17 protein-coding genes are annotated in these 21,028 nt (G+C 59.3%); 8 read left to right on the forward strand and 9 right to left on the reverse strand.

Annotated features, from left to right (window positions below; all coding sequences use genetic code 11):
- On the reverse strand, positions 1-1,287 hold the full coding sequence (locus BLU71_RS23640) for a murein hydrolase activator EnvC family protein (RefSeq protein ID WP_083354001.1): 1,287 nt from the start codon (positions 1,285-1,287) through the stop codon (positions 1-3).
- A 230-nt stretch (positions 1,288-1,517) separates the two neighbouring features.
- Positions 1,518-3,047: a 2,3-bisphosphoglycerate-independent phosphoglycerate mutase gene (gpmI, locus tag BLU71_RS23645; RefSeq protein WP_083354002.1), complete on the reverse strand. Its 1,530-nt coding sequence runs from the start codon at positions 3,045-3,047 to the stop codon at positions 1,518-1,520.
- Positions 3,048-3,200: 153 nt separating this feature from the next.
- Between gpmI and BLU71_RS23650 the strand changes: the two genes are divergently transcribed.
- From BLU71_RS23650 to secB, 3 genes are read left to right on the forward strand one after another with little or no spacing between them, the layout of a single operon-like run.
- A complete protein-coding gene (locus BLU71_RS23650) occupies positions 3,201-3,614 on the forward strand; it encodes a rhodanese-like domain-containing protein (protein WP_016772116.1) in 414 nt (137 codons plus the stop codon).
- Position 3,615: 1 nt separating this feature from the next.
- Positions 3,616-3,870, forward strand: a complete 255-nt coding sequence (gene grxC, locus BLU71_RS23655) for a glutaredoxin 3 (RefSeq protein ID WP_042608645.1) — start codon at positions 3,616-3,618, stop codon at positions 3,868-3,870.
- A 57-nt stretch (positions 3,871-3,927) separates the two neighbouring features.
- Positions 3,928-4,413, forward strand: coding sequence for a protein-export chaperone SecB (secB, locus tag BLU71_RS23660; protein ID WP_016772114.1), 486 nt, complete (start codon positions 3,928-3,930; stop codon positions 4,411-4,413).
- Positions 4,414-4,536: 123 nt separating this feature from the next.
- Here secB and trmL read toward each other — a convergent pair whose 3' ends face one another.
- Positions 4,537-4,992, reverse strand: coding sequence for a tRNA (uridine(34)/cytosine(34)/5-carboxymethylaminomethyluridine(34)-2'-O)-methyltransferase TrmL (gene trmL, locus BLU71_RS23665; protein ID WP_065615411.1), 456 nt, complete (start codon positions 4,990-4,992; stop codon positions 4,537-4,539).
- On the opposite strand from trmL, the gene BLU71_RS23670 reads away from it, so the two are divergent.
- Positions 4,991-5,431 carry a hypothetical protein gene (locus tag BLU71_RS23670; RefSeq protein ID WP_083354003.1) on the forward strand — a complete coding sequence of 147 codons (441 nt, stop codon included), beginning with the start codon at positions 4,991-4,993 and terminating at the stop codon, positions 5,429-5,431. The two genes, trmL and BLU71_RS23670, sit on opposite strands and share 2 nt — an antisense overlap.
- 190 nt (positions 5,432-5,621) lie before the next feature.
- A complete protein-coding gene (locus BLU71_RS23675; protein WP_231982438.1) occupies positions 5,622-7,652 on the forward strand; it encodes a leucine-rich repeat domain-containing protein in 2,031 nt (676 codons plus the stop codon).
- A gap of 581 nt (positions 7,653-8,233) precedes the next feature.
- On the opposite strand, the gene ntrC is transcribed toward BLU71_RS23675, so the two are convergent.
- The 5 genes from ntrC to glnA all read right to left on the reverse strand — a co-directional run bounded on the left by ntrC (position 8,234) and on the right by glnA (position 13,831).
- Positions 8,234-9,670: a nitrogen regulation protein NR(I) gene (ntrC, locus tag BLU71_RS23680; protein ID WP_016772108.1), complete on the reverse strand. Its 1,437-nt coding sequence runs from the start codon at positions 9,668-9,670 to the stop codon at positions 8,234-8,236.
- The gene (glnL, locus tag BLU71_RS23685; protein ID WP_039756599.1) at positions 9,667-10,752 is read right to left on the reverse strand and encodes a nitrogen regulation protein NR(II); all 1,086 of its coding nucleotides are present in this window, start codon (positions 10,750-10,752) and stop codon (positions 9,667-9,669) included. Before glnL ends, ntrC begins: the two co-directional genes overlap by 4 nt.
- Positions 10,753-10,982: 230 nt before the next feature.
- Positions 10,983-11,606 (reverse strand): DUF4124 domain-containing protein, encoded by a 624-nt coding sequence (locus BLU71_RS23690; RefSeq protein WP_042608649.1) that lies wholly within the window; start codon positions 11,604-11,606, stop codon positions 10,983-10,985.
- Positions 11,603-12,115: a DUF4124 domain-containing protein gene (locus BLU71_RS23695; protein ID WP_083354004.1), complete on the reverse strand. Its 513-nt coding sequence runs from the start codon at positions 12,113-12,115 to the stop codon at positions 11,603-11,605. Before BLU71_RS23695 ends, BLU71_RS23690 begins: the two co-directional genes overlap by 4 nt.
- Positions 12,116-12,424: 309 nt before the next feature.
- Positions 12,425-13,831, reverse strand: a complete 1,407-nt coding sequence (gene glnA / locus BLU71_RS23700; protein ID WP_016772104.1) for a type I glutamate--ammonia ligase — start codon at positions 13,829-13,831, stop codon at positions 12,425-12,427.
- Positions 13,832-14,158: 327 nt separating this feature from the next.
- Here glnA and thiI point away from each other — a divergent pair, with 327 nt between their 5' ends.
- Positions 14,159-15,613: a tRNA uracil 4-sulfurtransferase ThiI gene (thiI, locus tag BLU71_RS23710; RefSeq protein WP_083354006.1), complete on the forward strand. Its 1,455-nt coding sequence runs from the start codon at positions 14,159-14,161 to the stop codon at positions 15,611-15,613.
- Between the two features lie 139 nt (positions 15,614-15,752).
- Positions 15,753-17,573, forward strand: a complete 1,821-nt coding sequence (typA, locus tag BLU71_RS23715) for a translational GTPase TypA (protein ID WP_016772102.1) — start codon at positions 15,753-15,755, stop codon at positions 17,571-17,573.
- A gap of 284 nt (positions 17,574-17,857) precedes the next feature.
- Here the strand turns inward: typA and BLU71_RS23720 are convergent, their stop codons facing one another.
- A complete protein-coding gene (locus BLU71_RS23720; RefSeq protein ID WP_025110918.1) occupies positions 17,858-18,295 on the reverse strand; it encodes a YkgJ family cysteine cluster protein in 438 nt (145 codons plus the stop codon).
- Between the two features lie 259 nt (positions 18,296-18,554).
- On the opposite strand from BLU71_RS23720, the gene BLU71_RS23725 reads away from it, so the two are divergent.
- Positions 18,555-21,005, forward strand: coding sequence for a glycogen/starch/alpha-glucan phosphorylase (locus tag BLU71_RS23725; protein WP_042608653.1), 2,451 nt, complete (start codon positions 18,555-18,557; stop codon positions 21,003-21,005).
- Positions 21,006-21,028 lie beyond the last annotated feature (23 nt).

Genomic DNA, 21,028 nt, shown 5'->3' on the forward strand with positions numbered 1-21,028 from the left:
TTATCCTTGCGCACGACACCATTGCGCCGGATCACTCGGGTGACCCTGCTGACGAATTGCGAAATACAGCGCTGGCGTGTCCTGACCGCCACTGTTACCGACAGTGGAAATCGACTCGCCAGCCTTGACCACATCACCCGCCGACTTGAGCAGCGTCTGGTTGTGACCGTAAAGACTCAGAAAACCGTTGCCGTGATCGAGGATCACCAGCAACCCGGCGCCGCGCAGCCAGTCGGCAAACACCACGCGCCCACCATGTACGGCATGCACCTGGCTGCCGGCGGAGGCGCTGATCATCACGCCATCCCACTTGGTGCGGGCATCGTCGCCGCGGCTTTCACCGAAGCGTGCGAGTAATCGACCATCAACCGGCCACGGAAGTTTTCCCCGGGTTGCGCCAAAAGGCCCGCCAAACGTTTCGCCGCTGCTCGATACCAGCGCGCCGGGGCTTGATCTGACGGGTTTTCGTGGGGCGTCGCTGTTTTCAGCCTGCGCCTCACGCAAACGCTTTTTTTCCGCTTCCTGCTGGGCGATCAGCGCTTTCTGCCGCGCTTCTTCTGCCTCACGAGCCTGACGGGCCAGGGTTTCTTCAATGGTTTTAAGGACTTTAGACAGGTCTGCCTGATCCTGCTCGCGGGCGGCCAGTTTCTGGTCGCGGGCCTTGACGTCGTCATTGAGTCTGGCGAGAACCTGCTGACGCTCCTTGCGGACTTTCTCGAGCGCTTCGCGCTGGGTGTCGAGGTCGCTTTTCTGTACCAGCAACTGAGCCTGCTGCAGACCGATGTCTTTTTCGACATTGGCCAGTTGGCGCAGGGTTTCGTTGAAGTTCTTCAACTGCTCCAGGCGTGCCTGGCTCAGGTAGTCGTAATAGGTGAGGGTGCGGGCGAATTTCTCGGGATTTTGCTGGTTGAGCAGCAGCTTGAGGTATTCCTGGCGACCGTTCTGATAGGCCGCTCGGGCCTGAATGGCGATCAGTCGCTGCTGTTCAGTGCGCGCGCTCTGGAGTTTTTTTTTCTCTGCATCGAGCCGCTGCAGCTCGGATTCGCTTTTCTGCAGTTCTTTCTGCAGCGCGTCGACCTGTTTCTGCAGCTTGCCCATCTCGGTCTCAGTGCCCTTGAGCTCCTTCTGCACGCCGGACTTTTCTTCCTGCAGCTTGCCCAGGAGCTTCTTCAACTCGGCAATATCCTGACGCGTGGCGTCCAACTGCTGTTGGGTTTGCGCGCGCTCGTCGGCGAAGGCCGGCTGGAGCAGACAGGTCAGAGCAAGGGCGATCAGGACGCGAAGCATAGGGGCGGGCGGCACCAGGGTAAGGGACGGCCTAGTATGCCCGCCCGAGGCTGCAAAAAAAACGCCCAATTGGGGCTGTGTGATAACTGGACAGAAAAACACCGCAAACCTGTGTAGGAGTGAGCCTGCTCGCGATGACGTACTCACATTCAATAGAGGAGTTGACTGTCAGATGGCTATCGCGAGCAGGCTCACTCCTACAGGGTTTTGCGGTGTTTTCTGGATTCCGGTCAGACCAGGATCGAAGTCCCGGTCATCTCCGCCGGTTTTTCCAGACCCAGCAGCATCAGCATGGTCGGTGCCACGTCCGCCAGCACGCCGCCTTCGCGCACCTTCAGGTTGCGTTTGCCGACATAAATGAACGGCACCGGCTCGGTGGTATGCGCGGTGTGCGCTTGGTGGGTTTCTTCATCGGCCATTTTTTCGACGTTGCCGTGGTCGGCAGTGATCAAGGCTTCGCCGCCGACTTTTTCCAGCGCTTCAACGATGCGACCGACGCAGGTGTCCAGGCACTCGACCGCTTTCACCGCGGCGTCGAACACACCGCTGTGGCCGACCATGTCGCCGTTGGCGTAGTTGACGATAATCACGTCGTAACGCTGATTTTCGATAGCGTCGACGATGCGGTCGGTGACTTCAGGCGCGCTCATTTCCGGCTGCAAATCGTAAGTAGCGACTTTCGGCGACGGGATCAGGATGCGCTCTTCGCCCGGGAACGGTTCTTCGCGACCGCCGGAGAAGAAGAAGGTCACGTGGGCGTATTTCTCGGTTTCGGCGATGCGCAGTTGGGTCTTGCCGTTTTTCGCCAGGTAATCGCCGAGAACGTTTTCCAGGCTGCCGGCGGCGAAGGCCGATGGTGCCGGAATGCTGGCAGCGTACTGGGTCAGCATGACGAAACCGGCCAGCTTCGGCTGACGGGCGCGCTCGAATTCCTTGAAATCGTCTTCGACGAACACCCGGGTCAGCTCGCGGGCGCGGTCGGCACGGAAGTTCATGAACACCACGGCATCGCCGTCTTCGACCTTCACCGGCTCGCCGATGGAAGTGGCTTTGACGAATTCGTCGCTTTCGCCACGGGCATAGGCGGCTTCGAGGCCTTCCTGAGCGGTGGCGGCGTTGAATTCGCCGTTGCCGTCGACGATCAGGTTGTAGGCCTGAGCGACACGGTCCCAACGGTTGTCACGGTCCATGGCGAAGTAGCGGCCGATGATGCTGGCGATACGGCCCTTGCCGAGTGCCTGGAAAGTCGCGTCGAGCAGTTCGATCGACGAAGCAGCGCTTTTTGGCGGTGTGTCACGACCATCAAGGAAGGCGTGCAGGTAGATTTTTTCCGCGCCGCGCTTGAAGGCCAGTTCGGCCATGGCGATCAGATGGTCCTGGTGGCTGTGCACGCCGCCATCGGACAGCAGGCCCATGAAGTGCACGGCTTTACCGGCGGCCACGGCTTTATCCACAGCGGCGCAGATAGTCGGGTTCTCGAAGAACTCGCCGTCGCGGATCGCTTTGGTCACACGGGTGAAGTCCTGATACACCACGCGCCCGGCGCCGAGGTTCATGTGGCCGACTTCGGAGTTGCCCATCTGCCCGTCCGGCAGACCGACGTCCATGCCGCTGCCCGAGATCAAGCCGTTCGGCACCGTAGCCCACAGACGATCCAGCACAGGTTTCTTCGCCGCGAACACGGCATTGGATTCGGGGCTGTCGCTGTGACCGAAGCCGTCGAGAATCATCAGGACCAAAGGTTTGGGCGTAGTCGTCATGGAATCCACTCGTGGCTGATAAAGAAGAGGGCGATGGAAAACGGAGTTGGAGTTTAAAGCGAAGTTCCGACCGCGTCACCGCCGGACGGGGTTTGGCCGACCATAGTGGCTGTGTATACTGGCCGACATTTTAACGCCCTGGAACCTCCTTCGATGGTTGCTCACCTGATTGAATTTGCCACTAACCACTACATTCTTGTCGGTATCTTCGTCGTACTGCTGGCTCTGTTGCTGGCACACACGATGCAGGGCGGCGGTAAAAGCCTGAGCACCGGCGAGCTGACCGCACTGGTCAATAAAGATGCAGGCGTGGTGGTGGACATCCGTCCGGCCAAGGATTATGCCGCTGGCCACATCGTTGGCGCGGTGAACATCCCTCAAGACAAACTGGCGGCCCGCGTCGGCGAGCTGGAAAAGCACAAGGCCAAGACCATCATTCTGGTCGATGCCCTCGGTCAGACCGCCGGCACCCACGCCCGCGAGCTGATGAAATCCGGCTTCACTGCCGCCAAACTGTCCGGCGGGATTTCCAGCTGGAAGGGCGACAACCTGCCGCTGGTGAAATGACATGAACAAAGTCATCGTCTACTCCAGCGACTACTGCCCTTACTGCTCGCGCGCCAAGCATCTGCTCGCCAGCAAAGGTGTGGCCTTCGAAGAGATCAAGGTCGATGGCAAGCCGCAGCTGCGTGCCGAAATGACCCAGAAAGCCGGGCGCACGTCCGTGCCGCAGATCTGGATCGGCGCAAAGCACATCGGCGGTTGTGATGATTTGTATGCTTTGGAGCGCGCCGGCAAACTCGACGCGCTGCTCAAGGCCTGAACGGCTGCACCCACGTACAGCACTCCCTAAAAGACCCAAGATCGATAAGGATCTGAGATGACTGACCAACAGAACACTGCAGCCAGCGAAGAAGAAACCGCACCGCAATTCTCCTTGCAGCGCATCTACGTACGCGACCTGTCCTTCGAAGCCCCGAAAAGCCCGGCAATCTTTCGCCAGCAGTGGGATCCGGCGGTCGGTCTGGACCTCAACACGCGTCAGAAAGCACTGGAAGGCGACTTCTACGAAGTGGTGCTGACCCTGTCGGTGACCGTGAAGAACGGTGAAGAAGTAGCGTTCATTGCTGAAGTGCAGCAGGCCGGTATTTTCCTGATCAAGAACCTCGACGCGGCTTCGATGAGCCACACCCTCGGTGCGTTCTGCCCGAACATCCTGTTCCCGTACGCCCGCGAAACCCTGGACAGCCTGGTCACCCGTGGTTCGTTCCCGGCGCTGATGCTGGCCCCGGTCAACTTCGATGCTCTGTACGCGCAAGAGCTGCAGCGCATGCAGGAAAGCGGCGAGACGCCGACCGTTCAGTAAGACGGTTCAGCGACACCCCATGTGGGAGCGAGCCTGCTCGCGAAAGCGGTCTGTCAGACACATCAATGTTGCCTGACACGCCGTAATCGCGAGCAGGCTCGCTCCCACATTTGTTTTATGGCGTTACTTGAAATCGTTCTGGCGCCACGCTTCGTACACGGCGACCGCCACGGTGTTGGACAGGTTCAGGCTGCGGCAGCCTTCGCGCATCGGCAGGCGCAGGCGCTGGTCGGCAGGCAGGGCGTCGAGCACATCCGCCGGCAGCCCACGACTTTCCGGGCCGAACAGAAACGCATCGCCGGGCACGAATGCGGCATCATGGAAAGGCCGCGAACCCTTGGTGGTAAACGCGAACAATCGCGGGTTGCCCAGGCTTTCCAGGCAACTGGCCAGGTCTGCATGACGTTGCAGCGTGGCATATTCGTGGTAGTCGAGACCGGCGCGGCGCAAGCGCTTGTCGTCCATCTCGAAGCCCAGCGGTTCGATCAAATGCAGGTGGCAGCCGCTGTTGGCGCACAGCCTGATAACGTTGCCGGTATTCGGCGGAATTTCTGGTTGAAAAAGGATGACGTGAAACATGCACGGCTCCGAAGGTAAAGATGAGCGGCATTCTACGCCGCCTGTGGACAACCGTTCGAAACTATTCCCGCGAGTCATCGGTTCGCTGGCGATTGTCGGGTTGATGATCGGGTTGATGATCGGCCGCCTGACGACGCCGGATCCGAGCGTGTTGCAGCAGGTAGAAGTGACCGATAGCGGTTTGGTGGTTTGGTTCAACAACGAGCCGAAGCTGCACGGTGAGATCATCGATGGCACGGTGGCGTTGTTGTTTCAGGCCGAAGGTCCGGCGCAGAAAGGCCAGCTCAAGCTCAATGGCAAGGACGTCAGCTGGCGCGTTCGTAAAAGTGACGGTGGGTTATTGTTGACGGTACTGGCAGCGCGGCCGCTGCAGGGCAATTGGCTCGGCAGTGAGGCCGATGACCGCTGGCGGCTGGAGATTCGTTTGCAAACGAACTGATTGAGATCCTGCCGTCCTCCTCGAGACCCCTACGCTTCCTGACGTCGTTTCCCACTGCGCCTGTCTGGTTTTCCACTCTCCTTGAAATGCTTGCACACGCTATCGTGCGATCCTCTTCAAACCGGCAGGATGCCGAAAGCCTTCGCCCCTTGCTCGACTGCCAGGGGTGACCTTTTCAAGGATGAACAACATGCCAGTAAAACCACCTACCGGTGGCAGCACCCCCGTGAAAGTGGATGCATCGACCAGCCCGACCCGACCGGCCGAGGTGGGCACACCGCTCCCCGGCCCATCGGGCCGTAGAGATTTTGGTTCAGGACTCTCCCTCGATGACCTGCGGCCGCGCCCGGGTTCGTCCAGCGCTGTTGACGCAGATGCCGCTGGCACGACCCCGGCGGTCATTATTCACGCGGCCCCTGTTGAAACGCGTTTGCTTGCGCCTGGACCGGCGCTGGACGATTACGTAATCAATGCCCGGGCAATTCTTCCAGAAGTCAACAGTGAAGGTTTAACGGTATTCAAGAAGCGCACCTACGCTGAAGTGGCCGATGGCGAATTTGTGCTTGTCGCCGTGGATCCGGAGACGGGACTGCATCGAGCCCGGCGGCCAAGCGATCTGCTTCCAGGCCCGGTAATGCTGCGTGATGCCGCTAGCGGTTTTTGGTACCCGCGTACGGTCGTTGAGCCAGCCACCCGAGCGCAGGTCCGAAGTTATCTTCCGGACATGAGCGATCAACACGCGGATGAGTTTATCGCCCGGTTCGATGACAAGGACGTAGCGGATCTTGAGCTCAAGCGGATTCAGCTTGGGCTTGGGCAATTGGGCAGCGAAAACGTCTGGTTCCCGCACTTTCAGTCTCGCGAGGCCTGGGGGAGTGAAAAACAGGCGGCGATTGACATGTGGAGCACGTTACGCCAGTTGTACAAGTGGCAAGGTCAGCCTGATCTGCGGGTCTATCGTGATGGGCAGCTGTCGGGGTACAAGCTGGATATGAATCTCATGCTATGGCCAGTCGAGAGGCTGCATTCATTGAAATTCAAAGCAGTCGTCGAGCTTTCTTTAAGAGGAAATGCGCGGCTGAATCCTGAGGTGTTTTTTGCGCAGTTTCCCAACATTGAAAGCCTGACGGTAACAAGCGCGCAGTTTGCCACCGGGCTACATGCCTGGAACAACGCTGCTGGGCGTTATCAGTTTCAGATACTTCAATCACGACTCGAGATAAATTCGCGCTTTGCGACGCTATTGAACGGCCTGTCCCGTTTACGAGTGCTGAGCCTGCAGGATTGCAACTTTCCCGCACGGTTTTCGGTGAGCGGCATGACGCAATTGCAAGTGTTGAGGCTTGGGAACACATATGGCATGGCAGATCTTGCTGGCGTGGTGGCCGGGTTGCCCAGTCCTTCGCGCTTACAGGTGCTTGACCTGCATAAGAATAATTCTTTGCTGGTGGCGCCTGACATTACCCGGATGACCGAATTGCGTGTGCTGGATCTGACAGGAACCGGAATAAACCGTCTCCCTGGCGGGCTTGGTGCAGATAACGCGCGGTCAAGACTGGAAGTATTGAGACTTGGTGACAATGCGCTTTCGGTCGCACCTTCACTCAAAGCAATGGCTGCACTGCAGGAGCTGGATCTTTCCAATGCAAGGTTAGACAGTTTCCCGGAGGGCATCACCAGCGAGATTCCCGCGAAAGTGTTGAACCTGGCGAACAACCGCATTACGTCGATTCCTGAATCCGTTGAACTCAGAGCCGGCTTCAATCTCATCGGCAATCCAATAACGGATCCGGCTTCGCTCCGCCGGCTGATACATGCACGTATCAAAACAGGCACCGATATCTGGCTGGGAGTTGAAAGTAATGATCGCTCGGCAAATCTGTGGCTGCGCAATGTCCCGCCGGGGAAAGAATTAACTGAAAAATTGGAGCTCTGGGACACCTTCGGTTCTCGGCCCGGCCTGCTGGACGCGATCCGGAGATTGAGTCGTACACCCGAATTTCATGTCGAGCATCCGCTAACGCAACGGCGCGTCTGGTGGTTCCTGAAAATCTACCGCGGGCGCGGCGCTGGCGAGCAGGCACGGCTCGACGACATTTTGCTCCATGAAACCAGCCCAGGAAAAATGCTGGACAGGCTGGAAGCCGAGATCCGGGAATATGACTCGGGGCGGCAAAATCCGCCTCTGCATCATTTGCCCAAACGTCCGAAGCTTGATTAGCGCCGGGCTGAACACCTCGGCTGGCGGTGTAAAAGCGGGAATCCCTGACCTGCCTGTATCAGGGTTCCCAAAAGGATGGACTTCGCTGTTGGCGGCGGTCCGGTGTAAAGAGGGAACCCCCGGCCTGCCTGTACCAAGGATCCCAAAAGGGTGGGCTCGCCGCTTTGTGCCGTGAGCCCGGTGTAAAGAGGGGAATCCCCGGCCTGCCTGTACCAAGGTCCCCGAAACGGGTGGTGAAACGAATCACCTGTCAGAGGTATTGCAGGGGGCGTGCCAGGTTTTCATTTGCTGAAACAAAAAGCGCCTGCGAGATGCGAAAGCCCCGGAATTCGGGGCTTTCAGTTATTCAAAGATCGGATTTTCCAGCGCTTTCAGCTGTCGCGGTGACAATGCCGCTGTGCGCGATCGCAGGTCGTCGTGCATTGATGCGGTGCACGGAGAAGCCAATGTGGGAGCGAGCTTGCTCGCGATGGCGTCGGTTCAGTCACTGAGCCGCTCAATGACCTGACGCTTTCGCGAGCAAGCTCGCTCCCACACTTGATTACGGATGACCACAAATAAACTGTTCTACCGAAGGCCGATTACCCTTCCTCGCCCTCATCATCATCCCCACCATCAACCTTCATCCCCAGTTCCTTGATCTTGCGCGTCAAGGTATTACGTCCCCAGCCCAGCAAAACCGCCGCATCACGCCGGCGCCCGGCGGTGTGCTTGAGCGCCGTCTCGATCATGATCCGCTCAAACGCCGGCACCGCGCTGTCGAGCAGGCTCGACTGGCCACGGGCCAAGGCCTGATCGGCCCACTGGCGCAGGGCCTGTTCCCAGTTAGTCACGGGCGCCGAGTCCTGCGGCAGGTTGAGCAGCTCTGGCGGCAAGTCGCTGATGTGCACTTCACGGCCGGAGGCCATGACGGTAATCCAGCGGCAGGTGTTCTCCAGTTGACGCACGTTGCCCGGCCACGGCAGGTTCTTCAGGTATTCCTCGGTCTCGCTTTTCAGCAGCTTCGGCTCGACTGCCAATTCCTGCGCGGCACGGCTGAGGAAGTGCCGGGCCAGCGTCGGGATGTCTTCACGACGATCCGACAGGCGCGGGATGTGGATACGGATCACGTTGAGGCGGTGGAACAAGTCCTCACGGAATTTGCCGGCGTGAACCAGGGTTTCCAGATTCTGGTGGGTGGCGGCGATGATGCGTACATCGACTTTGACCGGCACATGCCCGCCAACGCGATAGAACTCGCCATCGGCCAGGACACGCAACAGGCGGGTCTGGGTATCCGCCGGCATGTCGCCGATTTCATCAAGGAACAGCGTGCCGCCGTCGGCCTGCTCGAAGCGACCGCGCCGCAGGTTTGCGGCGCCGGTGAATGCGCCTTTCTCGTGACCGAACAGCTCCGATTCCATCAGATCCTTGGGAATCGCCGCCATGTTCAACGCGATGAACGGAGAAGCCGCACGCGGGCTGTGGCGGTGCAGGGCGTGGGCAACCAGTTCTTTACCGGTACCGGATTCGCCGTTGATCAGCACGGTGATGTTGGAGTGGCTCAAGCGACCGATGGCGCGAAACACTTCTTGCATCGCCGGCGCTTCGCCGATGATTTCCGGAGTGCGGGTCAGCGCCGGCACAACTTCCAGGCCTTGCTGCTCCTGCGCATGTTGATTGGCACGCTTGACCAGCGACACCGCTTCATCGACGTCGAACGGCTTGGGCAAGTACTCGAAAGCGCCGCCCTGATAGGAGGCGACAGCGCTGTCCAGATCGGAATGAGCGGTCATGATGATGACCGGCAGCCGTGGGTGCTGTTCGCGAATCCGCGCCAGCAGATCCAGGCCACTGGCACCCGGCATGCGGATATCGGAAATGATCACGTCCGGCTGCTGCCGGGCCAGACGACTCATCACGCCATCGGCGCTGTCGAAGCTCTGGGTGGTCATGCCTTCCTGCTGCAAGGCCTTTTCCAGAACCCAACGGATAGAACGGTCGTCATCGACGATCCACACGGTTTCACTACGGCTCATGTCGATGTGGCTCCTTGTTCCAGTGGCAGGAAGATCGAGAACGTGGTGTGGCCTGGATGGCTCTCACACTCGATCAGGCCCTGGTGCTGACTGATGATGTTCTGGGTAATGGCCAGGCCTAGCCCGGTACCGTCCGGGCGACCGCTGACCATCGGAAAGAAAATGGTTTCCTGCAGTTCCGCCGGGATGCCCGGACCGTTGTCGATTATCTCGATCTTGGTCACCAGACGATGGCGGATATGGCCGATGGTGAACTGGCGCATGGCGCGGGTGCGCAGGCTGATGCGGCCAAGGCGCAGTTCGTTCTGGCTGCTGATCGCCTGCATCGCGTTGCGCACGATGTTCAATACCGCCTGGATCATTTGTTCGCGGTCGATCAACACGTCGGGAATGCTCGGATCGTAGTCGCGCACCAGAGTGATGCAGCCCTGGCTCTCGGCTTCGACCAATTGGCAGACGCGTTCGAGGACTTCATGAACGTTGCACATCGCCAGCGAGGGCAGTTTGTTCGAGCCGAGCATGCGGTCGACCAGATTGCGCAGGCGGTCGGCCTCTTCAATGATCACGTTGGTGTAGTCGCGCAGGCTTTCTTCCGGCAGCTCGCGGGCCAGCAACTGCGCGGCACCGCGGATGCCGCCGAGGGGATTCTTGATCTCGTGGGCGAGGCCGCGCACCAGCATCTTGCTGGTTTCCTGCTTGGACAGCTGCGCCTCTTCCTTGGTGATGCGCAACAGGCGATCACGCGGGTGCACTTCAAGCAAAAGCAGAGTCGCGCCGTTGCTGAGGATCGGCGTCACCGCGTAATCCACGGTCAAAGTCTGGCCGGTGAGGGCGGTGAGCATCGCTTCACGCTTGGTGAACGGGTGCGCTTGCTCGACCGCTTGGCGCAGGGAGTTGAGCGCCTCAGGGGATTCGGTGAACAGCTCGCTGATGAACTGGCCGTGACTGCGTTGACCGCTGACGGCCAGCAGCATCTCCGCCGCCGGGTTCATGTACTCCAGGCGCAGTTCTGCGTCGAGCAGGATGGTCGCCGTGGTCAGGTTGTCGAGCAGCAAACGGTGGATAGCGTCGCTTATGGTCATCTGGACCCCTTTTGGAGCAAGGCGTGCGCGAGAACAAAGCGCTGATAACAGGAAAATGCAAAAACCAAACCAAGGCTCCGAAAAGAAGCGTTTAAGCCCTGAAACAGGCGTTTGACGCGCGTTTGTATGGCACGAAGCCAGCTCAAACGGGAAGTTTCGAACCAAAATGGGTTGAGTGGTGGGCAGGATGCAGTTTAGTGCACCAATAGAGTGCGCATTGCGGATGGGCGTTAAAAGAAGCGCAAAAACGGATTTTTTGGTTCTTCAGGTTTGTCCTTGAGCGGGCATTCCGGGCGGGCGCCGTAGTCGTCGGCCACGCAGGGTTTGATCTGGCGTTTCTGCGCCAGGGAAATGCGCAGCATGTGAAACGGCTGATTGGCGGTGCGCTCCACGGTACGCCCGGCGGCGTCGAGAATCTCGATTGAAAGGCTGTGGCTGCCGCGATCGATATTACTCAGGGCAAATACCGGACTGACGCCGGGCTCGCCCGTGGCCTTGCCATCGAGCAGCAGGCGATAACGATGGCCGCTTTGCAGGCCGGGCTCGCTGGTGACGCTGACGATCAGCTCGCCGGCGCTGCTGCGCAGAGTAGCGTCGGGCTCCGGAATCAGAATGCGCAGCATGTCGTAATGAAAGGGCGGTGGTTCGGCGGATTTTTTCGCCGTGGTGATCGGCGCGGCGGTGCTGGCAGGGACGGCCATGCGATTGCTGGTTGCGATGGGTACACGCTTGGCATTCGCCCGGGGCTGGTCGGTGTAGACGCGGTTGCCCTGTGCGTCGACATAGGTAAAGACCTCGGCCGAGGCGGGCAGCGCCATCAGCGCCAGGATGAGTATCAGTCCTGCGCGGATCATGGCGTGTGCACGCGTTGCACGGTGAAGACGGCTGGCGGGCTCTGTTGAACGACGCTTTGGCCGTCGATCACTTGCACGGCCAGGCGATGTTCGCCGCGATCGATGTTGACCAGTTGCAGAACCGGCACGTTGCTCGGCTGGCCATAGGGTTGATCGTCCAGCACCAGTCTCAGTTGATGCGGCGGTTGCAGGCGCGGTTTGATCAATACGTTGACCGTGAAGGTGCCATTGTTGGCGCGCAGGGCCTCGTCAGTGGGCAGGCCGGCGAGCTCGAGTATTTCGTAGGCGTTGCGCGGAGGCTGGCGCTCATCGGGACTGGGTGCTTGCGGAGCGGTCGGTGCTTGCGGTTCGACCCGATTGAGGGGCGGCAAGTCGACCGGTTGCGCCTGCACGCCGTCCGGCGGCTGGTTGCTGTATGCGGTGTTGCCGTTGGCGTCGGTGTACTTGTAGATCTGCGCAGCGGCGGGCAGGGCGATCAGCAGCAGAATGTAGAGAAACGTGCGACCCATGAAATCGACCGGGGTTGGAAACTGTGGGTAGCAGCATAGGACAGGTGAGGCGGTTGGCCCAGCCCGGTGCAAGTTCCCAAAGTGCCCTCACCCTAACCCTCTCCCAGAGGGAGAGGGAACCGACCTTGTTGTTTGCATGAGTTACAGCAACCTGAAATTCCCCTGTGAACTCAGGTTTTGAAGAGCATGAAGATCAGTTCCTTCTCCCTCTGGGAGGGGGTTAGGGTGAGGGGGCTTTTGATCTGCAATGAAAAAAGGCCTCCCGAAGGAGGCCTCTTTTGTCACGCCGCTTTGCGCAGCGCTACCGGATCAGCAGCTGTAGTACAGCTCATATTCCAGTGGGTGTACGAAGGTGCGAACCTTGATTTCTTCTTCCGATTTCAGCGCGATGTAGGCGTCGATGAAGTCGTCGGAGAACACGCCGCCCTTGGTCAGGAACGCGCGGCCCTTGTCCAGCTCTTCCAGGGCTTCTTTCAGGCTGCCGCAAACCTGTGGAATCTCTTTCGCCTCTTCAGGCGGCAGGTCGTACAGGTTCTTGTCGGCGGCATCGCCTGGGTGGATCTTGTTCTGGATACCGTCCAGACCGGCCATCAGCAGGGCTGCGAAAGCCAGGTACGGGTTGGCGGCCGGATCCGGGAAGCGCGCTTCGATACGGCGGGCTTTCGGGCTCGACACGTAAGGAATGCGGATCGACGCGGAACGGTTGCGCGCCGAGTAGGCCAGCATTACCGGAGCTTCGAAGCCTGGTACCAGACGCTTGTAGGAGTTGGTCGCCGGGTTGGTGAAGCCGTTCAGGGCCTTACCGTGCTTGATGATCCCGCCGATGAAGTACAGAGCGGTGTCGGACAGGCCGGCATAGCCTTCGCCTGCGAAGGTGTTCTTGCCGTCTTTCCAGATCGACATGTGTACGTGCATGCCCGAACCGTTGTCGCCGTACAGTGGCTTCGGCATGAAGGTCGCGGTGCGGCCGTAAGCGTCGGCCACGTTGTGCACAACGTATTTCAGGGTTTGAACTTCGTCGGCTTTCTTCACCAGGGTGTTGAACTTGACGCCGATTTCGTTCTGGCCGGCAGTTGCCACTTCGTGGTGGTGAACTTCAACCGACTGACCCATTTCTTCCAGTGCGTTGCACATGGCGGTACGGATTTCGTGGTCGTGGTCGAACGGTGGAACCGGGAAGTAGCCGCCTTTCACGCCTGGACGGTGACCCTTGTTGCCGCCTTCGATGTCCTGGTCGGACATCCACGAGCCTTGCTCGGAGTAGATCTTGAACATCGAGCCGGAGATGTCCGACTTGAATTTCACCGAGTCGAAGATGAAGAATTCTGGCTCTGGACCGGCGAATACTGTGTCACCGATACCGGTGGCTTTCAGGTGCTCTTCGGCGCGCTTGGCGATCGCACGTGGGTCGCGGTCGTAGCCTTGCATGCTCGAAGGCTCGATGATGTCGCACACCAGAATCAGGGTTGGGTCTTCGGTGAACGGATCGAGTACGGCCGTTTCGTCGACCGGCATCAGGATCATGTCGGAGGCTTCGATGCCTTTCCAGCCGGAGATGGAGGAACCGTCGAACATCTTGCCGACTTCGAAGAAGTCGTCATCCAGCGCATCGCGAGCCGGCATGGTCACGTGGTGCTGAGTGCCTTTGGTGTCCGTGAAGCGCAGATCAATCCACTTGACGTCATGATCTTTGATGAGTTGAACCGACTTCGACATAGTGTCCTCCGGGTGAATTAGGGCGGGTAGTGGATGCCCTTAATAATGGTGATGCCGGCGCGAATACTCTGCCAAGGCAACCTGCCTCACAAGGGAGCAAATTGCATGCCAGTGCCCCAGCATGGGTTTTTTGCCCCAAATTCACGCTTATTAAGGTGCGCGAGCTACTGAATCGACAAATCTCGCCCCGTAATGTTGCGTTTGAATTCAGAAATGACCTGTTTTGGTGCGCGCAAAACCTTCTGCACATTAACTGGTTAAACCTTGAGCAATTTCCGCTATAATCCGCGCCCCCCTTTTTCGGCTGGCCGTTCGCGCGCTGTTTTCATGAAACTTATCGTAAAAGTCTTCCCCGAGATCACCATCAAAAGCCGACCTGTCCGGACGAAATTCATCCGCCAGTTGGCCAAGAACATCCGCACCGTGCTCCGTGACCTGGACCCGGCCGTGGTGGTGAACGGCGTGTGGGACAATCTCGAGCTGGAAACCCGCGTCACCGACCCCAAAGCCTTGAAAGAGATGGGCGAGCGCCTGACCTGCATGCCGGGCATCGCGCACTTTCTGCAGATCGACGAGTACCCGCTGGGCGACTTCGACGACATCACCGAAAAGTGCAAACAGCACTACGGCGATGCGCTGGCCGGGAAGATTTTCTCGGTGCGCTGCAAGCGCGCGGGCAAGCATGCGTTCAGCTCGATGGACGTCGAAAAATACGTCGGCAGCAAGCTGCGTCGTGAGTGCGGTGCAGCCGGAATCGACCTGAAAGCGCCGGAAATCGAAGTTCGTATCGAAGTTCGCGACAAACGGTTGTTCGTGATTCACAGCCAGCACAACGGCATCGGCGGTTACCCGCTCGGTGCGCTGGAGCAGACGCTGGTGTTGATGTCCGGCGGCTTCGATTCGACAGTGGCGGCTTACCAGATCATGCGCCGCGGCCTGATGGCGCATTTCTGCTTCTTCAATCTCGGCGGACGTGCCCACGAATTGGGCGTGATGGAAGTCGCGCACTTCATCTGGAAGAAGTACGGCAGCTCGCAACGCGTGCTATTTGTCAGTGTGCCGTTCGAGGAAGTGTTGGGCGAAATTCTCGGCAAAGTCGATAACAGTCATATGGGCGTGGTTTTGAAGCGTATGATGTTGCGCGCCTCGTCCGAGATCGCCGAACGCCTGCACATCGATGCGCTGGTGACCGGTGAAGCGATCTCCCAGGTGTCGAGCCAGACGCTGCCGAACCTGTCGGTGATCGACTGCGTGACTGAAAAGCTGGTGCTGCGGCCGCTGATCGTCGCGCACAAGCAGGACATCATCGATACCGCCAACGAGATCGGCACCGCCGATTTCGCCCGGCACATGCCGGAATACTGCGGCGTGATTTCGGTCAACCCGAAGACCGCCGCCAAGCGTGGCCGGGTTGAGCACGAAGAGAAAGAATTCGACATGGCGGTGCTCGAGCGTGCGCTCGCCAACGCCAAACTGGTGCCGATTGATCGGGTGATCGACGAATTGGGCCAGGATTTGCAGATTGAAGAAGTCAGCGAAGCGCTGGCCGGTCAGATCGTGATCGACATCCGTCACCCGGATGCCGCCGAGGATGACCCGCTGGAACTCGCCGGCATAGAGGTACAGACGATGCCGTTCTATGCAGTGAACGCACGTTTCAAGGAACTGGACCCTACTCGCCAGTACCTGCTGTATTGCGACAAAGGCGTGATGAGTCGCCTGCATGCCCACCATTTGCTCAGTGAGGGGCATGCCAATGTGCGCGTTTATCGACCGAGCTAAGTGCCCGGGGCTGTTTGCCTGTGGCCTGCGTCACCGGCCCCCCGACACCGCCGTCAAGCTGTAACGGCCATGCCGGACACTACTGCTAATCGCTGCCATGACTTGTCAGCAAACCGAATCCTCTGATCGAGATACACAAGTGATCGAAAATCTACGCAACATCGCCATCATTGCCCACGTTGACCACGGTAAAACCACCCTGGTAGACAAACTGCTGCGTCAATCCGGCACTCTGGAGCGCAACGAGCTCAACGACGAGCGCGTGATGGACTCCAACGACCAGGAAAAAGAGCGCGGTATTACCATTCTGGCGAAGAACACCGCCATCAACTGGAACGGCTACCACATCAACATCGTGGACACCCCGGGCCACGCCGACTTCGGCGGCGAAGTTGAACGCGTAATGTCGATGGTCGACTCCGTTCTGCTGCTGGTTGACGCTCAAGACGGCCCTATGCCGCAAACCCGCTTCGTGACCAAGAAGGCTTTCGAAGCCGGCCTGCGTCCAATCGTGGTGATCAACAAGGTTGACCGTCCAGGCGCGCGTCCGGACTGGGTTCTGGACCAGATCTTCGACCTGTTTGACAACCTCGGTGCGACCGAAGAACAACTGGACTTCCAGGTTGTTTACGCTTCGGCCCTGAACGGTATTGCCGGTCTGGACCACACCGCCATGGCGGAAGACATGACTCCGCTGTACCAGGCAGTAGTCGACCACGTTCCGCCTCCGGCCGTTGACCGTGACGGTCCGTTCCAGATGCAGATCTCCGCTCTGGACTACAACAGCTTCCTGGGTGTTATCGGTGTTGGCCGTATCGCTCGCGGTCGCGTCAAGCCGAACACTCCGGTTGTCGCTATCAGCGCCGACGGCAAGCGCCGCAACGGTCGTATCCTGAAGCTGATGGGTCACCACGGTCTGCACCGCATTGACGTTGACGAAGCAGCAGCCGGCGACATCGTCTGCATCAGCGGCTTCGACGAGCTGTTCATCTCCGACACTCTGTGCGATATCAACACCGTCGAGGCGATGAAGCCGCTGACCGTTGACGAGCCAACCGTTTCCATGACCTTCCAGGTCAACGACTCGCCATTCTGCGGTAAAGAAGGCAAGTTCGTGACCTCCCGTAACATCAAGGATCGTCTGGACAAAGAGCTGCTGTACAACGTTGCACTGCGCGTTGAAGAAGGCGACTCGGCTGACAAGTTCAAGGTTTCCGGCCGTGGTGAGCTGCACCTCTCGGTACTGATCGAAACCATGCGTCGCGAAGGCTTCGAGCTGGCCCTGGGCCGCCCTGAAGTGATCATCCGTGAAGTAGACGGCGTGAAGCAGGAACCGTTCGAAAACGTCACCATCGACATCCCTGAAGAATCGCAGGGCAAGGTCATGGAAGAGATGGGTCTGCGTAAGGGCGACCTGAGCAACATGGTGCCGGATGGCAAGGGCCGTGTTCGTCTGGAATACAACATCCCTGCTCGCGGTCTGATCGGTTTCCGTAACCAGTTCCTGACCCTGACCAACGGTGCTGGCATCCTGACCTCGATCTTCGACCGTTACGCTCCAGTGAAGTCGGGCCACATGTCCGGCCGTCAGAACGGCGTTCTGGTTTCGGTTGAAACCGGCAAGGCTCTGACCTACTCGCTGGAAACCCTGCAGGCTCGTGGCAAGCTGTTCGTAGAACACGGCCAGGAGATCTACAACGGTCAGATCGTTGGTCAGAACAGCCGCGACAACGACCTGGGTGTCAACCCAACCAAAGGCAAGAAGCTCGACAACATGCGTGCTTCGGGTAAAGACGAAACCATCGCTCTGGTCCCACCTGTTCGCTTCACTCTGGAACAGGCTCTGGAATACATCCAGGAAGACGAGCTGTGCGAAGTCACGCCTAAGTCGATCCGTCTTCGCAAGAAGATCCTCGACGAAAGCGAGCGTACCCGCGCTGCCAAGAAAGCCAAGGCGTAATTCAGCCCTGGAATAGAAAACGCCCCCGGTCGCGAGACCGGGGGCGTTTTTGTTTGTCCGGGATCAAAAGCCCCTCAGCCTAACCCTCTCCCAGAGGGAGAGGGGACTGATTGGGGGATGCTCAGGAGATGCATCGACCTGAGCGAATTCTGCCGAATCCAGAATCGATTTGGCGGGCTTCACCGAATCCATAATCGACTGGTTTTTTCAGGTCGGTGTATGGCGCCAGACACCTCGGTCGGCTCCCTCTCCCTCTGGGAGAGGGCTGGGGTGAGGGTTTGCTGTTAAAACTTCTCAATCGCTCGGAAATTCTGCACTCGCTCGACTTCCTTCGGCTTGTAAGCGCAATACCCCGGCCGCGGGCCGATTTTCGGGTGGTTGCGGCAGGTGTCCGGGCGCTTGTCATAAATGGTGCACAGGCGGCTTTTACGATCGAGGTAATAGCAGTCGTTGTTGCTCATGCGCTGCAGGGTGAAGATCCCCGACTTCTGATTGAAGCGCTCGACCAGACCTTCCTTTTGCAGACGCTTGGCGATGTTCTTCGGCGGATCGCCCAGTTCGAACTCGTCGACCACGCCGATGCGCACCAGATCCTTGATCTTGACCTCGACCGGCAGCGTGCAGCAGCTGGACATGCACGAGCCACACATCGGCGCAGAGTATTTGGCCCACGTATCGAGACGATCAATCTCGGCGGCGGCGATCAGGTTGGGCTTCATCATCGGGAGTTACCAGGGGTGTGTGCATCAGGGCGCGCGATCATACCGGGAGCGGTGGAATTTTGAACAACCTTTCGCCGGATATTTTCACCGCGATCGCATTTTGCCCGCCAGGGCGGCACGGCCCCTGCATTCATTGGCTCATCCGCCAAGGTTATGTCGCACCGGCGCACAGTCCGGGCAAATACTGCCGAACCAGAGCCGTAACCGCCGGTCAGACCGTCTAGGCTCAGAAATTTCCCGCTCGCTCGAGGTCCTGTTGATGACTCAAGAACCACTAGTTCGCGAAGCAGAGGTGGCCGCATTCCGCGACGCCGTCCTGACCAAACTCACCTATGCCGTGGGCAAAGACCCCGATCACGCCTTCGACCATGACTGGTTCGAAGCCATCGCTCTGGCGGCGCGTGATCACATGGTCGAACACTGGATGGACCACACCCGGCAGATCTACCGCAAAGGCCAGAAGCGCGTTTATTACCTCTCGCTGGAATTCCTGATCGGCCGCCTGCTCTACGACAGTCTGAGCAACCTCGGCCTGCTCGACGTCGCCCGTGAAGCGCTGACCGAACTGGGCGTCGACCTGGAGCGCATCCGTCTGCTGGAGCCCGACGCGGCGCTTGGTAACGGCGGCCTCGGTCGTCTGGCGGCGTGCTTCATGGAAAGCATGTCGACCCTCGGCATCGCCGGCCATGGCTATGGCATTCGTTATGAGCACGGCTTGTTCCGGCAGGCGATTGTCGATGGCTGGCAACAGGAACAGACCGAACACTGGCTGGATTTCGGCAACCCATGGGAGTTCGAACGGCCGGAAGTGGTGTACCCGATCGGTTTCGGCGGCAGCGTCGAAACCGTCACCGACGCCAACGGCAAAACCCGTCAGGTCTGGTCGCCGGCGGAAACCGTGCGTGCGATTGCCTACGACACACCAGTGGTCGGCTGGCGCGGGGCAAGCGTCAACACCCTGCGTCTGTGGCGTGCCCGCGCCATGGAAGATCTGCACCTGGAACGCTTCAACGCCGGTGACCACTTGGGCGCCGTGGCTGAAGTGGCCCGCGCCGAAAGTATCTCCCGTGTCCTCTACCCGGCAGACAGCACCGAAGCCGGCCAAGAGCTGCGTCTGCGCCAGGAATATTTCTTCGTTGCCGCTTCGCTGCAGGATCTGCTGCGCCGTCACCGCAACATGCACAGCTCGGTGCTGACCCTCGGTGATCACGCGGCGATCCAGCTCAACGACACTCACCCGTCGATCGCGGTGGCCGAACTGATGCGCCAACTGGTCGATGTCTACGACGTCGCATGGGACGCGGCGTGGCAAGTCACCGTCGATACTCTGTCGTACACCAACCACACGCTACTGCCGGAAGCGCTGGAAACCTGGCCGGTCGGCCTGATGGAGCGCATGCTGCCGCGGCACATGCAGATCATCTATCTGATCAACGCCCAGCACATCGACTCGCTGCGGGCCAAGGGCATTCACGACTTCGATGTATTGCGCGCCGTGTCGCTGATCGAAGAAGACAACGGCCGGCGGGTGCGCATGGGCAACCTCGCGTTCCTCGGTTCGCACAGCGTCAACGGCGTGTCCGGTCTGCATACGCAGCTGATGCGCAAAACCGTGTTCGCCGAACTGCACAAGCTCTATCCGGAACGGATCAACAACAAAACCAACGGCATTACCTTCCGCCGCTGGCTGTATCAGGCCAACCCGGAACTGACCTCGATGCTGGTCGATGCCCTCGGCCCGGACGTGCTCGACCATCCCGAGGAGCGCCTGCTCGACCTCGAACCGTTCGCCGAGAAAACCGCGTTCCGCAAAGCCTTCGCCGAGCAGCGCTTGCACAGCAAGAAGGCGCTGGCCTATCTGATTCACGAGCGCCTGGGGATCGCAGTCAACCCGGCGGCGATGTTCGACGTGCAGGTCAAACGTATCCACGAATACAAACGCCAGTTGCTCAACCTGCTGCACACCGTGGCGCTGTACCAGGCGATTCGTGCCGAGCCGGAAGTCGACTGGGTGCCACGGGTGAAGATCTTCGCCGGTAAAGCGGCGGCGAGTTATCACCAGGCCAAACTGATCATCAAACTGACCAACGACATCGCTCGGGTGGTGAACAACGACCCGACCGTGCGCGGGCTGCTGAAAGTGGTGTTCCTGCCCAACTACAACGTCAGCCTGGCCGAAAGCATCATCCCGGCGGCGGACTTGTCCGAGCAGATTTCCACCGCCGGTTTCGAGGCGTCGGGCACCAGTAACATGAAGTTCGGCCTCAACGGCGCGCTGACCATCGGCACCCTCGACGGTGCCAACGTGGAAATGTGCGAGCGCATCGGAGCCGAGCACATGTTCATCTTCGGCCTCAGCGCGCAACAGGTTGAAGCGCGCAAGCAGAACCACGAGTTCAGCGCCGTGCCCGATATCGCCGCCTCGCATCGGTTGAACGATGTGCTGCAAGCGATTCGCAGCGGTGTGTTCTCGCCGGATGACACCTCGCGTTACACCGGCCTGATCGACTCGTTGATCGACTATGACCGCTTCCTGGTCTGCGCCGACTTCGACTCCTACTGGGAAGCGCAGAAGCGCGTCGATGCGCACTGGCATGACTCGCAGAACTGGTGGCGCTCGGCGGTGCTCAACACCTCGCGGATGGGCTGGTTCTCCTCGGACCGGACGATTCGCGAGTACGCCACGGATATCTGGAAAGCTTTGGAGTAACTTTCCCCGACAAATCTGCGCAA

The organism is Pseudomonas moraviensis (assembly GCF_900105805.1).
Classification (GTDB): domain Bacteria; phylum Pseudomonadota; class Gammaproteobacteria; order Pseudomonadales; family Pseudomonadaceae; genus Aquipseudomonas; species Aquipseudomonas moraviensis_A.

Bases quoted from the DNA above. Each gene is read 5' to 3' on its own strand.
- BLU71_RS23675 (WP_231982438.1), top strand. From the start codon at position 5,622: ATGCCAGTAAAACCACCTACCGGTGGCAGCACCCCCGTGAAAGTGGAT.
- gpmI (WP_083354002.1), bottom strand. From the start codon at position 3,047: ATGACGACTACGCCCAAACCTTTGGTCCTGATGATTCTCGACGGCTTC.
- trmL (WP_065615411.1), bottom strand. From the start codon at position 4,992: ATGTTTCACGTCATCCTTTTTCAACCAGAAATTCCGCCGAATACCGGC.
- BLU71_RS23695 (WP_083354004.1), bottom strand. From the start codon at position 12,115: ATGGGTCGCACGTTTCTCTACATTCTGCTGCTGATCGCCCTGCCCGCC.
- ntrC (WP_016772108.1), bottom strand. From the start codon at position 9,670: ATGAGCCGTAGTGAAACCGTGTGGATCGTCGATGACGACCGTTCTATC.
- secB (WP_016772114.1), top strand. From the start codon at position 3,928: ATGACTGACCAACAGAACACTGCAGCCAGCGAAGAAGAAACCGCACCG.
- BLU71_RS23670 (WP_083354003.1), top strand. From the start codon at position 4,991: ATGCACGGCTCCGAAGGTAAAGATGAGCGGCATTCTACGCCGCCTGTG.
- BLU71_RS23650 (WP_016772116.1), top strand. From the start codon at position 3,201: ATGGTTGCTCACCTGATTGAATTTGCCACTAACCACTACATTCTTGTC.
- thiI (WP_083354006.1), top strand. From the start codon at position 14,159: ATGAAACTTATCGTAAAAGTCTTCCCCGAGATCACCATCAAAAGCCGA.
- glnA (WP_016772104.1), bottom strand. From the start codon at position 13,831: ATGTCGAAGTCGGTTCAACTCATCAAAGATCATGACGTCAAGTGGATT.
- BLU71_RS23720 (WP_025110918.1), bottom strand. From the start codon at position 18,295: ATGATGAAGCCCAACCTGATCGCCGCCGCCGAGATTGATCGTCTCGAT.
- grxC (WP_042608645.1), top strand. From the start codon at position 3,616: ATGAACAAAGTCATCGTCTACTCCAGCGACTACTGCCCTTACTGCTCG.
- BLU71_RS23640 (WP_083354001.1), bottom strand. From the start codon at position 1,287: ATGCTTCGCGTCCTGATCGCCCTTGCTCTGACCTGTCTGCTCCAGCCG.
- BLU71_RS23690 (WP_042608649.1), bottom strand. From the start codon at position 11,606: ATGATCCGCGCAGGACTGATACTCATCCTGGCGCTGATGGCGCTGCCC.
- glnL (WP_039756599.1), bottom strand. From the start codon at position 10,752: ATGACCATAAGCGACGCTATCCACCGTTTGCTGCTCGACAACCTGACC.
- BLU71_RS23725 (WP_042608653.1), top strand. From the start codon at position 18,555: ATGACTCAAGAACCACTAGTTCGCGAAGCAGAGGTGGCCGCATTCCGC.